The organism is Chryseobacterium sp. MIQD13 (genome assembly GCF_050496705.1).
GTDB lineage: Bacteria > Bacteroidota > Bacteroidia > Flavobacteriales > Weeksellaceae > Chryseobacterium.
This window is the reverse complement of record NZ_JBNWAF010000003.1, coordinates 225,020-237,696: the sequence shown is the minus strand read 5'-3', so window position 1 is coordinate 237,696 and position 12,677 is coordinate 225,020. Positions and strand designations below refer to the sequence as shown.

The window sequence follows — 12,677 nt, the reverse complement described above, 5'->3', positions numbered from 1 at the left end:
TTGATGTTGAGATTTAATTTAAATTTTCATTTACATGAATATTTTCTATTTAATTATTGAATAAAAAAGAGTTTTTTAAAGAAACAAACGTAACACGTAAAAAATAAAAAGAGCCGATCCCCGAAAGGATCAGCCCAAAACATTAACTGTTTGTATTGATAGAATTATGATGTCTTATTTCCAGCCACCGCCTAAACTTTTATAGATGTCTACGACGGTACTCAGCTGTTTCTGTTTAGCTTCAATCAGCTCCATTTTAGCATCAAGAGCATCCCTTTGGTTCAAAAGAACTTCAAGATAATCCGCTCTTGAATTTTTGAATAACTGGTTTGCAATATCAATAGACTGATCCAAAGCTTTGGTTTCCTGTGATTTCAGCTGATAATACTGGTCTATATTTTTCACTTTAGACATAAGGTTTGCTACGTCCAAATAAGCATTTAAGATGGTTTTATCGTATTCATACAGTGATTGTATCTGTTTCGCATCAGCAGCCTGGAAGTTTGCTTTGATCGCACTTTTGTTAATCAGCGGACCAGCCAACTCACCTACTAAACCGGAAGCTATAGATTCCGGCATTTTAACAAGATAAGATGGTTTGAAAGCCTCTAATCCCAATGTCGCAGAAATTTCCAGTGATGGATAAAATTCTTTTCTTGCAGCTTCTACATCCAGCTTCGATGCTTTCAATTCTAGTTCTGCCTGCTTAATATCAGGACGGTTTGCCAGCAACTGAGACGGAATTCCTGTATAAACAGTTTGTGGTACTGTACTCATAAAGCTTTCCTTCGTTCTTACAATCGTCTGTGGATATCTTCCAAGAAGTGCATTAATCTGGTTTTCTTTCTCCGTAATCTCCTGACGGATTGTATATTCCGCAGCTTTTGACTTGGCCAGTTCAGCTTCAAACTTTTTCACTGCCAATTCTGTTGCAGCAGCAGCTTCTTTCTGAATTTTAGAAATCTCCAGTGCTCTTTGCTGAAGCTTAATATACTGCTGAATAATATCTAATTGATTATCCAGTGCCAATAATTCATAATAATTATCCGCGACTTCTTCAATAAGATTAGACAATACGAAGTTTTTTCCTTCCACTGTAGAAAGATAATGAGCAACCGCAGCTTCTTTCTCTGTTTTGAGTTTCTTCCAAATATCAACTTCCCAGTTTGCCATCAAACCACCTCCAAAATTCCCCAGCGGATCCGGCATTTCCCTTCCCGGTTCTATCTCTGTAGATGCATCACCTGCCCCTTCGCTTGTATAGCGGCCGGCTTTACTCACTCCTATCCCTGCTCCCGCTGAAACTGTTGGTGTAAGCCTTCCTTTTTTAGCTAAAACACCACTTTTTGCAATTTCAATTTCCTGAAGTGTAATCAGTAATTCCTGATTGTTTTTTAATGCTGTTTCGATCAAACTTACTAGATTCGGATCAGTAAAAAATTGTCTCCAAGGTGTTGTTCCGCTGTTATTATTAGCATCTCCCTGATCTTCCTGGTTAAAATTCTGAGGTACATTTTCTTTCACCTCATCTTTTATAACGGTGGCCATTGGTGCCTTACAACTTGCCAAAACAAGTGATAAGGCGATGGCTGCTATATATTTATTATAAATCTTCATGTTTATCATCGTGTTGATAAGGTTCTGTTTGTTCTGTTAAAGGATTCTCCTCTTCATATCTTGCCAGTCTCGATTTCTCCGCAATAGTTCCAAAAATATAATACAGTCCCGGAATGATCATCAGTCCGAAAATAGTTCCTATCAGCATTCCTCCTGCTGCTGCGGTACCAATCGTTCTGTTTCCTATAGCTCCCGGCCCTGTGGCTACTACCAATGGAATAAGTCCGGCTATAAAGGCAAATGAGGTCATCAAAATCGGACGGAAACGTATAGCTGCTCCTTCTATTGCAGCCTGTGCTACCGGAATTCCTTCTTCCGCCTTCTTCTGAACAGCAAATTCTACGATCAGTACAGCATTTTTACCTAATAAACCGATCAGCATGACCATTGCCACCTGAGCATAAATATTGTTCTCAAGACCTAATAACTTCAAACATATAAAGGCTCCGAAAATACCTGTAGGAAGAGATAAAATCACAGGTAAAGGCAGAATAAAGCTTTCATACTGCGCTGCAAGGATCAGATATACAAATCCAAGACAAACCAGGAAGATAAACACAGCCTCATTTCCTCTGCTTACTTCATCTTTAGAAATACCTGCCCAATCGATACCAAAACCTCTAGGAAGTGTTTTATCTGCAACTTCCTGAATGGCTTTAATAGCCTGACCACTACTGTATCCCGGTGCCGGAGTTCCGCTCACCTCTGAGGAATTATACATATTATGCCTTGTGATCTCTGATAATCCGTATACTTTTTCCATTCTCATGAAATCTGAATACGGAACCATCTGGTCTTTATCATTTTTCACATACAGCTTCAATAAATCTGTAGGCAGCGCTCGGTATTGAGGACCAGCCTGCACAATCACTTTATAAGGTCTGTCGAAACGGATGAAACTCGTCTCATAGTTGGAACCGATCAGCGTAGACAGGTTATCCATCGCATTTTCTATGGTTACCCCTTTCTGTTCAGCAAGATCATTATCTACCTTCAGCATATATTGAGGGAAACTTGCAGAATAGAACGTAAATGCAGATCCAAGTTCTGGGCGTTTTTTCAGTTCTTTTACGAAATCATTACTTACCTGCTCCATCTTATGGTAATCTCCGCTTCCTGCTTTGTCCAGCAGACGGAGTTCAAAACCACCCGCAGCACCATATCCCGGAATGGAAGGCGGCTGGAAGAATTCTATATTGGCTCCGGGAATATTCTTAGCTTTTTCTTCGAGCTTCTCAATGATTTCTGCAGCAGATTCTTTACGTTCTTCCCAACTTTTAAGGTTGATCAGACAGGTTCCGGAGTTCGATCCTGTACCTTCTGTTAAGATTTCATAACCCGCAAGTGAAGAAACGGACTGTACTCCATCAATATCTTCAGATTCTCTTAAGAGCTCTTTAGCAATCTGGTTGGTTCTTTCCAGAGTAGAACCCGGAGGTGTCTGGATAATAGCATAAATCATTCCCTGGTCTTCCGCAGGAATAAATCCGGATGGAAGTGAGTTGCTTAGGAAGAATGTACATGCACAGAATGCAAGTAGCAAAGGAAGCGTGATCGTTTTTTTTGTAACTGTTTTATTCAGCATTTTCTCATACTTCCCGGCTCCTTTTGTGAATAAATTGTTGAATTTATCCAGGAAAATAGTAATCGGTGTTTTCTTTTTGACTTTTCCGTGATGATTCTTTAAGATCAAAGCACATAAAGCCGGAGTTAACGTCAAAGCTACAATCCCTGAAAGGATAATTGCTGAAGCCATCGTAATTGAAAACTGACGGTAAAATACTCCTACCGGACCGGACATAAATGCAATCGGGATGAATACGGATGCCATAACCAAAGTAATTGCTATGATTGCTCCACTGATTTCATGCATAGCTTCTTCAGTCGCCTTCAATGGAGAAAGTCCTTTTTCTTCCATCTTGGCGTGGACAGCTTCAATTACTACAATTGCATCATCGACAACCACCCCGATGGCCATTACCAATGCAAAGAGCGAGATCATGTTTAAGGTAATTCCGAATGCTGACATGACTGCAAATGTACCCACCAGTGAAACCGGAACAGCTAATGCCGGAATTAAGGTTGAACGCCAGTCGCCAAGAAACAGGAATACCACAATTGCTACCAGTATAAAGGCTTCAAACAGAGTATGAATTACTTTTTCCATGGAAGCATCCAAGAATCTGGAAACGTCATAACTGATATCGTAATGCATTCCTTTCGGGAAATTATTTTTCTGAAGGTCAGCCATCAAAGTTTTAACGTTTTTGATAACGTCGCTTGCATTGGAACCGTAGGATTGTTTTACGGTAATTGCTGCAGATGGCTTTCCGTTCAGTGTAGAATAAATATCATACATTGAGGAACCGAATTCTATATCTGCAACATCTTTTAATCTTACAAATTCCCCACCTGGTTTTGCTTTTAAGATAATATTCCCATAATCTTTTTCATTATTAAAACGACCGGAATATTTCAAAATATACTCAAAGGACTGGGACCGTTTTCCGGAACTTTCCCCTGTTTTACCTGGAGAAGCTTCTAAACTCTGCTGGTTCAGGGATTCCATTACTTCGTCTGCAGAAATATTGTAAGCGGTAAGCCTGTCCGGTTTAAGCCAGATACGCATTGCATATTCACGGGTTCCGAGGATGTCTGCGAAACCTACTCCACTTACCCTTCTCAGTTCAGACATTACGTTGATATCTGCATAGTTGAAAAGGAACTTCTGATCAGCTTTAGGATCGTCGCTGTACAGGTTAATGTACATCAGCATATTGGGTTCTTCACGGGTAATTTTTACTCCTTCACGCACTACAAGCGGTGGTAGTTTATTTACAACTGAAGATACACGGTTCTGAACATTTACTGCAGCAACATTGGGATCAGTTCCAAGATCAAATACGATCTGAATGGAAGCTTCCCCGTCATTACCGGCGTCAGAGGTCATATATTTCATACCCGGAACTCCGTTCAGACCTCTTTCGAGGGGAATAACCACTGATTTAATCAATAGTTCGTTGTTGGCTCCCGGATATTCGGCGGTGATATTTACTTTAGGTGGTGAAATGGAGGGAAACTGGGTCACGGGAAGTTTTACCAGCGACAGAATTCCCATAAATACAATGATCAGTGAGATCACGATAGACAGAACTGGTCTGCGAATGAATTTCTTAAACATACTGCTTCATTTTAAGAGTAGACTACTCTGCTTTTAGTTTCAATGACTGAAGAACTTTTTTAGGATCCTGGAATTTGGTCTGTATCTTCTGGTCGTCTTTTACTTTCTGTACTCCTTCCAGAAGGATTTTGTCACCTTCTGCAAGCCCTGAGCCTACCACATAAAGATCCGGCAGTTCATACGATACTTTTATATTTCTTGATTTTGCAGTTCCGTTTTTATCAATAACAAACACATACTTCTGATCCTGAATCTCATAAGTGGATTTCTGTGGAATGATAAGGGCATTATGCACAGGAAGAGTCATCTGCACTTTTCCTGTTTCCCCGTTTCTTAGAAGTTTGTCCGGATTAGGGAATTTTGCTCTGAAGGCAATGTTTCCTGTTTCATTATCGAATTCTCCTTCTATAGTTTGGATCTCACCTTTCTGAGGCAACATTTCTCCATTAGCCATAATCAGGGATACCAGATTGCTTCCTCTGTCGGCAGCATGGGTTTGATAGCTTATATATTCTGGTTCTGATACATTAAAATAGCTGTAAACATTAGTATTATCTGATAAAGATGTCAATAGATCTCCTTCGTCTACAAGGCTCCCCAGTTTTAAAGGGATTCTGTTGATTATACCTGAGAACGGAGCTTTGATATCTGTAAAAGACAAATGGATCTGAGCCAGTTTCATTTCTGCATTGGCCGCGTCCAGCTTGGCTTTAGCCATTGCTCTTTCGTTTTTGGAAACAATATTGTTGTTGGCTAAAGTACTGGCATTCTTCAGTTCTATCGTGGCCTGCTCCACTTCTGCTCTTGCTTTTAATAATTCCGCCTGATACAGCTGAGGCATAATCCTGAACAGGGTTTGCCCTGCATGAACATACTGGCCTTCGTCTACATAAATTTTTTCAAGAAATCCTTTTTCCTGTGCACGGACTTCAATGTTTTTTACAGACTGGATCTGGGCTACGTATTCTTTGTTAATCACTGTATCCATTTTTACAGGACTGGTGACGGGATATACTGTGGCTTCTTCTTTTTCTTCTTTCTTCTGACTGCAGCCAACAGTCAATAAAAGGGTGCTTATCGCAATGCCTGAGGCAACTCTTTTGATCATAATTCTAGAGTTTAATATAAATCGTTAATGTTTTGAATGGAAAGATGGTAATAAAGATCCTGCATAGAATGATTACCGGCATATATAACGCAGCTTATCTCCCGCCCAAGCTGAGGACAGAAAATACATCGGAAAAAATAAAATTTTAAATTCTGATAGAACGGATCAGAATGAATGTTTTAACATTGGAATAGAGCGAAAGAAAACCATTGATATCAGGTTTTCTGCTTTTGAAAGAACGTAAGCCAAAAATATAGACAAGACTGAAAACTCCTGCAAATACAGCAATGAACTGTATGGTATCTGACAGCTGAAAGTCATCTTCAGTAAGCTCAAGAGTAGAGTTATCCATTTTGTCGGCCATCTGCTGTACCGACAGTTTTTCAAAAGTCTGGTTGAGGCGGTTGGCTTTTTTAGGCATATGATGAGAAACATGACCTGAATAGTCATTTCGGAGTGTTTTAACATCAAGTCTGCTTTCTACTACAAACAGCAGAAAAAGACCGGTTAAAAAGTAAATAATAAAGTTTCTCATTTTGAAGTGGCAAATGTACATTTAGAAAGGTATATCCTCATAGTAGATTAACAAAATTTAACTCTCCTTTAAATTACCTGAATAGAAAAATCTTATATTATTTATAAAACATGAAATTACTGTTTAATTTAAATAAACTACATCAATCTCTCTGTATAACAGAAGTAGTAAAAAGCTCGGTTATTTACCTGTTTAATTGGATAGAAAAAAGAGACATCAAATGGCATGATTTAAATCATTTTTACTGTATATCAGCATTATATAATTTTTGATATTTTTGCAGCCATAAAACAACAAATGTAAGTTATGAAAAAAACTGTATTATTTTATTCTTAAAACCGTAGCTCAAAGCAGCATTCTTGCGGTGATCAGCTTTACAAATCTTTAAAGAACACAGCATTTTTTATGAATTATAAAAAGCTCCTGTAAAGTACCTGTAATGCTTAATGGATAGAAATGTCAGATTAATTTATGTAAAATTAACATATATTTATTAAAAATATTTGTAAATTTATGTACTATTAATACCACTATTTCATGATACACTTACAAATCACTTATCGTTATGAAAAAATTATTTACATCGGTCCTAATCGGACTGGCAGTCCTTTCCTCAACAGCATGTAAACATCCCGGTAAAGAAGCTGAGATGCTTACTGAAACATCACCTGAAAACAAGGATGAGATCTCAAAAGACATTTTCACTGACAGTTACGGAGAAAAAATTGAGGTCACTATTAATCGTTCCAAAGGTACAGCAATCATTCACCTGGAGGGTAAAACCTATAATCTTAAAAAAAGTGATGCCCTTCCCGAATACACTGCAAGCAATGAAGAATATCAGTATTCCAATATCAAAGGAAATATTACTTTACTGAAAAAAAATGTAGATATGGTTCTGTTCCACACCAAAAGTGAAATAAAAGGATCAGGTTCTGCAAAGATGGCTTCTTATTAATTTAAGGACCTAAAAAATTACATCAACACACCCAAAATAATAATTATGAAAAACTTGTATTACTATTTATCCGCTCTGCTGTTTCTTGTATTTCTTACGGCATGTAAAACTACTGCTCCTACACAGAAATCTAGTGATATTACCGGAAAAACATGGAAGCTTACAGAATTGAACGGACAGCCCATCAAGCTTAAAAACCCTAAAAACAATCCTTATTTCAAACTTAATACAGAAGGTATGAGATATGAAGGCCATGCAGGATGTAATGGATTTGGAGGTACTTTTGAAATCAAACCTGATATGATGAGGATTAAGTTTAACCAGGGAATGTCTACAATGATGGCCTGTGAGGATCTGGAAACTGAACAGTTATTTACAAAAGCAGTGCTGGCTGCAGACAACTATTCTGTAAACGGCAGTACACTGACACTGAATAAGGCAAGAATGGCTCCTTTGGCTAAATTTGTCCTTCAACCTTAATTGAATTTAAAATTTTACGATATAAAAAAGGTGGCTTTGAGTTTCTCAGCCACCTTTTTTTGTTATATGTAACTATTATGATTTTTTATACATTATATAGCAGACAAGCAAACTTATATTAACCAGAACAGCAAATGCATTGGATAAAATAATGGGCAGTTCATCTTTCACAAAACCATACCAGACCCAAAGTGAAAGCCCGGATATAAGAACCAGAAGCATTACAAGGGAAATATCATCTACATTCTTCTCCCTGATCACTTTAATCAGTTGAGGAATCATTGAAATAGATGTGAGAACACCTGCTATTATACCCAGAACATTTTCATTCATAGTTTAAATTCTCTTTTGAAGATATGAATTTTCTGCGGTTTTTATAATCAGCTAAACTCTGATTTATTTAAATCTGTCACCCGAAACTTCTTCATGCAACGGAATATTCTCTTCAATAAACTGATAAAGGCTTTTTGAAAAGTAGCATCCATTCAGAATTCCTCTTGCTCCAAGACCATTGAATACATACAGATTGTTAAATGATCCATGTCTTCCGATAATCGGCCTTCTGTCTTTCACTGTTGGTCTGAAGCCGAAATTCACTTCTTCCACTTCGAAATCATAAGGATAAATTTCAGACAGTCCATTTACAAGTTGTGCAACTGCAGATTCATCAATATGATGGTGAAGCTGTTCCCTGTCATAAGTCCCGCCATAGAAATAAAGTCCGTTATCTGTTGGGAACAGGAAGTGTTTCTTTTTGATAGTAATATCTTTTGGAATTGCTTCGGAAAGTTTTACTTTGATGTGATGCCCTTTGTTCGGGGTAACAGCGATATCTGAGAAAAAGGGATTTTCTTTCACTCCCATTCCTTCACAAAATACTATATGCTTAAACCTGATATCTTTATAAGTGGCTGAAGAAGCGTCTAATTTTTCGTAATCAAACTTTTCTTTAATGAGAAGTTCTTTTTTTTCTAAAAAATCAAATAGATCCGTGAAAAATCCACTTACCTGAAGTCTGGCAGACTGATTGACCTTTCCAGTGTTAAAGTCGTTTTTTACTACCTCTAAATGATCGAATTTTTTATCAAGAAAGCTGGAAAGTTCTTCATTATCTGATTTCTTTACCCACAGGTTCTGCTCATTCTCATCATGAAAGATTCTGTGGATAGGTGAATTGACAAGATAATTTTTTCCGGTATAAGATTCTATTTCGTTTAAAGTGTCTTTCAGGAAGTCGATCTGTTCCTGTGCTTTCCAGAACGTCGTGAATTTTTTGAGGACTACAGGATTGATAATTCCTGCGGAAACCTGGGAAGCGCTTTTTCTGCCTTCAGAATAGATCAGAAATGATTTGTTATTCTTTATTAGCTGATGGGCAAAAAACAAGCCTGCATACCCGTCTCCAACAATTATATAGTCTATATGTTTCATAATAAAAAAACCTGAGTAAAAGTACTCAGGTTTTGTATAAATATCAAGTGAAATCTTAGTAATTCCACATATCATTCTCCATGTTAAGGATCTGCGTCTTGATTCTTTCGCTTTCTTCTAACTGATCTTCAGCATCTTTAGGAATATAGTCCTTGATAGTACCGTCTCCTAAACCGCTTGATGATTTGTAGATAACTGAAGAGAATCTTCTTCCATTGATGATATCATCGAAAGAAAGGTCAGCGGAAGAGTTCTTTCTGTTGTAAACATAATTGTTCGCCAAAATATCTCTTGCATTCGGATAGAAGATCCAGAACAGGTCGATAAGCTCGTCATTACCTGCAATTGGCTTACCATCCGGTCCAATAACTCCCTGTACAGCAGGATCTGGTCCCATAGCTGCAATACCAAGAGGTCTGTATTTCATCTGTCCGTCTCTCTTATCGATAAACCACATACCCATGATTTTAAGAACTTTTACTTTTTCAGTAGTTGTCTTGAAAACGTCGGTATATTCTTTTTTCTCCTGCTCCGTTAGTTGTCTTCCAGAGTTAAGGATATCAATAGCAGCATCGTTGATTATTACTTTTTCCAATCTCTTCTGGATACCTTCCGGTGAAAGCTTCACTGTAAAGTTCTCATCATCATAAACCTGCTCAATCTTTCCGGTTAGTGCACCGTCCAGTAATAACTGGTATAAAGATCTTGTAGGTGTGGCAAGAAGACCATCCGGATTGTCATAGTAGAACGGCTGGTTGATCTTATCATTCATATCAATGATCTCCCAAACAAACATACTCTTAAGGATATCTTTATCTTCTACAAAACCATATTCAAGAGGCTTTACTGTGTTATCAATAATAGTATCACCAACTTTTTGTTTGTTTTCCTCTCTCATCTGTCTGAACTCTTCCGGAGAAGCTGCGTTCAGGATAGTCTGGGAAAAAGCAAATCCCGAAACTAATACTAAAAGGGTGCTAATATATTTTTTCATAATAAATTACAATTTTAGTCCTATTGAACATTAATAATTATAGGAGTAATGTTTTTAATCTGCTGTCCTTCCAATCCTTGTGCTGTAGCTTTAATATCAAAAATTGAAACTACATCTCCTGATCTAAGGTTCTTCACTAATCCGGCTGCATCGCTAAGCGTGTTTCCGTGAACCAGTAGTGCTGCTCTTCCAGGTACTCTTACCATAAACTGTGTCACACTGAATGAAACAGGGAAGTCGAAGTCTGGAATCGCTGCCTGTACAGATTGGTTAGGAATAGAAGTTGCCGGCATCGACAATACATTCTGTCCTCTCATCTGACCTTGTGGCGGCGGAACATTTTTAATTCTATATTCAAATACCTGAGATACAGATTTTCCGTAAGGGTCTATTCCTGATAATGTCAGCTTAACTGTAGTACCAGTAGTAGGTTTTACAATCCATTTTCCTGGGCCTGTACCTCTTACAGCAGCTCCCGGAGCAGATAATGAAAGTTTAGAATTATCAGCACCTAAGATTGATCCTGAAACAGGGTTCTCAAGTCCTCTATACATTACATTCATCTTATCAGCAGAAAGCAATAGTCCTTTTTCAAGTTTTACTTCTCTTGGTCCTGCAATTACGTTATAAGTATGCGTCCATGGGAAACTTTGAGGTTTTCCTGAAGCATCCGTTAAAGTAATTGTACCTGCTAGTTTATGTTCTCCGATACCAGAACCGGAAATCGGGATAATACCTTTTCCGTTTTCTACTCTGCTTACACCGGAGATATTAATCTTGTTGCTGTTTGAGTATGTACCCAACATTACTTTTACTTCAGCCTGTTTTCCTGCCTGGATATCAACCGGACCAGAAACAATAGGCTCATAGCTTGAGAATTTGATGTTTGCATCTACTTTCTCCTGAAGTAATAATGCCAATGCATCAGACTGTACGTTTCTAGCATCATTCTGGATAATCTCAAGATTTGAGATCGCTGCGATTAGTGGCTGATGATAGAATTTATTCTGAAACCAGGTCTTATCATTTGGAGATTTTCCTTTTGGATACTCAGCGATCAGAGATTTATTAGCTCTATCTACTAGATCTCTTAGCTGTGCATTGTTACCAAAAGTTGCATTGATATAATTTCTTACATCGTCAATTTTAGCTTTCAACTCTAAAGCTCCTTTTGAAGGTGTATTTTCATCTCCTTCTTTAAAGAAATATTCAGTAGTTGCTTCATTGTTGTTTAATGCTGCGAAATTTTCGCTTACATCAATATCCTTCCCGGTTTTTGGATCTTTATCATGAAAATCCGACTGTTTCTTAAGATTAACTTTAATGTCCTGAGCAGAAGCTACTAAAACATCAATTTTACCTTTTAAAACTTTATAATTTTCCCAAGGCTGAGCATAGGTATCCGGAACCTGCTGAGCTTTAGCCTCCAACGTCTTTTCAAAGATCTTTTCGTTCTTCTTCTCCGTTAAAGTTCTTGTTTCATTCAAAGCTCTGGTAGAGTCATAGTATGATCTGATGATTTCTGCATCAATATTTAGGGCCATCATCGCGATGAACACCAAATACATTAGGTTGATCATCTTCTGACGAGGGGTCTGTTTTCCTTGTGCCATTCTCTTTTCTTTTAGTTTTTGATTAAGTAGTTAAATTTAGAAATGGTTAGGAATTAAGACTTCATAGCAGTAAGCATACCACCATAAACTCTGTTTAAGCTATTTAAATTAGTTGTTAAACCTTGTAATTCTTGATTGAATTTTTCAGACTGCTCAGCAGACTTCTGCATATCTGCTACATATTTGTTAGCAAATTCAGATTGCTTTTTACCGCTTTCCAACTGCATTGCATAAAGAGCATTCATGCTTTCCATGTGCTGTGCTGCTTTGTTTAGCTGATCGTTATATTTATGAGTAGAAGCAGATACGTCAACAGTCTGGTTGATCTGATCAACAGAGCTGGAGAACTTGTCAATACCTGTTCTCAGTCTGTCAAACAACTGAACATCCAGTTTTGCATCCTGAAGCATCTTGTCTAATTTATTTGAAAGAGAATTTTCTAATTCCGCAAAATGCTGTGCATTGTTTTTAGACGACACATTAGAGTGTAAAGGGTTTGGATTGGCATGCTTATCCAATAATTCAGGATAAACGTTTTCCCATGCATAAGACTCTTCTGATTTTGGAGGGTCAAATGCGAAAATGATAAAGATAATAGCCTCCGTAATAAGACCCACTGTAAGAGCCATATTACCGTTAATTGGTCCCAAGGTAATGTGAGTAATTTTAAGCCAAGCTCCAAGAATTACAATTGCAGCACCGAATGAATAAAAGAAATTCATCCAAGCATCTTTAGTCTTAAACATATTAAGTTAGTTTT

At 37.7% G+C, this 12,677-nt stretch carries 11 protein-coding genes; 2 read left to right on the top strand and 9 right to left on the bottom strand.

What is annotated here, in order from left to right; translation table 11 throughout:
* Window positions 1-174 precede the first annotated feature (174 nt).
* The 4 genes from ACQWU4_RS13435 to ACQWU4_RS13420 all read right to left on the bottom strand — a co-directional run bounded on the left by ACQWU4_RS13435 (window position 175) and on the right by ACQWU4_RS13420 (window position 6,441).
* Window positions 175-1,617, bottom strand: a complete 1,443-nt coding sequence (locus ACQWU4_RS13435; protein ID WP_429936260.1) for a TolC family protein — start codon at window positions 1,615-1,617, stop codon at window positions 175-177.
* The gene (locus tag ACQWU4_RS13430; RefSeq protein WP_429936259.1) at window positions 1,604-4,798 is read right to left on the bottom strand and encodes an efflux RND transporter permease subunit; all 3,195 of its coding nucleotides are present in this window, start codon (window positions 4,796-4,798) and stop codon (window positions 1,604-1,606) included. Before ACQWU4_RS13430 ends, ACQWU4_RS13435 begins: the two co-directional genes overlap by 14 nt.
* A gap of 22 nt (window positions 4,799-4,820) precedes the next feature.
* Entirely contained in the window at window positions 4,821-5,906 is a 1,086-nt protein-coding gene (locus tag ACQWU4_RS13425; protein WP_429936258.1) for an efflux RND transporter periplasmic adaptor subunit, read from the bottom strand.
* A 145-nt stretch (window positions 5,907-6,051) separates the two neighbouring features.
* Window positions 6,052-6,441: a hypothetical protein gene (locus ACQWU4_RS13420; protein WP_429936257.1), complete on the bottom strand. Its 390-nt coding sequence runs from the start codon at window positions 6,439-6,441 to the stop codon at window positions 6,052-6,054.
* 565 nt (window positions 6,442-7,006) lie between these two features.
* Here ACQWU4_RS13420 and ACQWU4_RS13415 point away from each other — a divergent pair.
* Together ACQWU4_RS13415 and ACQWU4_RS13410 are read left to right on the top strand one after the other, a co-directional pair.
* Window positions 7,007-7,399 carry a hypothetical protein gene (locus ACQWU4_RS13415; protein ID WP_429936256.1) on the top strand — a complete coding sequence of 131 codons (393 nt, stop codon included), beginning with the start codon at window positions 7,007-7,009 and terminating at the stop codon, window positions 7,397-7,399.
* 45 nt (window positions 7,400-7,444) lie between these two features.
* Window positions 7,445-7,879, top strand: a complete 435-nt coding sequence (locus tag ACQWU4_RS13410) for an META domain-containing protein (RefSeq protein WP_429936255.1) — start codon at window positions 7,445-7,447, stop codon at window positions 7,877-7,879.
* A 75-nt stretch (window positions 7,880-7,954) separates the two neighbouring features.
* Here ACQWU4_RS13410 and ACQWU4_RS13405 read toward each other — a convergent pair whose 3' ends face one another.
* The 5 genes from ACQWU4_RS13405 to gldL form a co-directional block, all read right to left on the bottom strand.
* Window positions 7,955-8,212 carry a SemiSWEET transporter gene (locus tag ACQWU4_RS13405; protein WP_429936254.1) on the bottom strand — a complete coding sequence of 86 codons (258 nt, stop codon included), beginning with the start codon at window positions 8,210-8,212 and terminating at the stop codon, window positions 7,955-7,957.
* 63 nt (window positions 8,213-8,275) lie between these two features.
* The gene (locus tag ACQWU4_RS13400) at window positions 8,276-9,310 is read right to left on the bottom strand and encodes an NAD(P)/FAD-dependent oxidoreductase (RefSeq protein ID WP_429936253.1); all 1,035 of its coding nucleotides are present in this window, start codon (window positions 9,308-9,310) and stop codon (window positions 8,276-8,278) included.
* Window positions 9,311-9,365: 55 nt separating this feature from the next.
* Window positions 9,366-10,304: a gliding motility protein GldN gene (gene gldN / locus ACQWU4_RS13395; RefSeq protein WP_429936252.1), complete on the bottom strand. Its 939-nt coding sequence runs from the start codon at window positions 10,302-10,304 to the stop codon at window positions 9,366-9,368.
* Between the two features lie 20 nt (window positions 10,305-10,324).
* Window positions 10,325-11,917, bottom strand: coding sequence for a GldM family protein (locus ACQWU4_RS13390; RefSeq protein WP_429936251.1), 1,593 nt, complete (start codon window positions 11,915-11,917; stop codon window positions 10,325-10,327).
* Window positions 11,918-11,970: 53 nt separating this feature from the next.
* Window positions 11,971-12,663 carry a gliding motility protein GldL gene (gene gldL, locus ACQWU4_RS13385; RefSeq protein WP_429936250.1) on the bottom strand — a complete coding sequence of 231 codons (693 nt, stop codon included), beginning with the start codon at window positions 12,661-12,663 and terminating at the stop codon, window positions 11,971-11,973.
* Window positions 12,664-12,677 lie beyond the last annotated feature (14 nt).